This is a genomic window from Shewanella sp. SR44-3 (assembly GCF_014163735.1).
GTDB lineage: Bacteria > Pseudomonadota > Gammaproteobacteria > Enterobacterales > Shewanellaceae > Shewanella.
Window position 1 is genome coordinate 1 of sequence record NZ_JACJDV010000092.1, and the last position, 1019, is coordinate 1019.

Consider the following 1019-nt stretch of genomic DNA (forward strand, 5'->3'; position numbering starts at 1 on the left):
ACTATCTTCTTTAAACGTCACATCTAACACCCAATGCTGTTTGTTTTCAATGTGCCAATGCTGACGTATGGCTCGATAGGCTAACTCAGGCTCAATGGCTAGCGAGCTCAAGTAGTAGTGGGTATCAAAGCTGGTGCGGTTGCCTTTTTTACGCTCTCGCTCGACGGCAATTATGGTTTTGGCTGACGGCCATTTTTTCTTGAGTTCTTTTGGTAAGTTCGCTGCTAGCTGGAATACACTGCGGCGCTCCTCTCGCCCATGCCCCTTATTACTTTCGCTGTAACTGGCTATTTCAAGCGTTTCTTGTGCCCAATAAGGTTTGAATTGTTCCTCTATCGCCTCGCGTAGCTTGGGCTGATTGCCTTTGACCTGAACGACATAATCACCTTTACGCTGGCTTATCTGCTTAAGCGTTTCCTGATTACAATGCAACGCATCAAAGCTCAAAATGGCATCTTTAATGTCCAGCATTGTCAGCATGTCCCGCACGGTAACCAGTTCACTTCCCTTGGTTTTGGTATCCTGCTGGTACAACACCAGCCCATCATCAGTATCATAAGCTGTGACCAAATGAAGTGCATTTTCTTTTCCTTGCTGATTGACTGCCCCTCGAAGTGTTTTGCCATCAATGGCAATCAGCGGACGCTGACTCGCTTGGCGTCTCGCATTTGACCATTGAAAAAGTACGAGGGTCATTCTTTCCACATCGATAGCCTTCATGATCCGAGCAATGGAATGACGTGTGGGAATGCCTGAGTCAAAAGCACGATGCTTTTTCAGCCAGTCGATATGTTCATTTCCGAACTCTGCAATCTCTCGCCAGCCTTTGCAGCCCGAGACAGTCGCCGAGAGTACAAGGAAAATAATATCAACCAAATCATGGTGTCGGTTGATGTAGGAGCGGGTATCTTCAATGAGTTTTAAATGTTCAAACAGTGACATTGGTTCGTTTCTTTAAGGTAACATGCTTGCTCAGATCAGGCTTGTTAAGAAAAGTTCCCTTTTATTAACAAACTACG

General features: G+C 45.6%; 1 protein-coding gene. It reads right to left on the minus strand.

The features are described from left to right. Nucleotides 1-942: ISAs1 family transposase (locus tag H5073_RS17935; protein WP_182680920.1), on the minus strand; the 942-nt coding region annotated here is incomplete at its 3' end. Nucleotides 943-1019 lie beyond the last annotated feature (77 nt).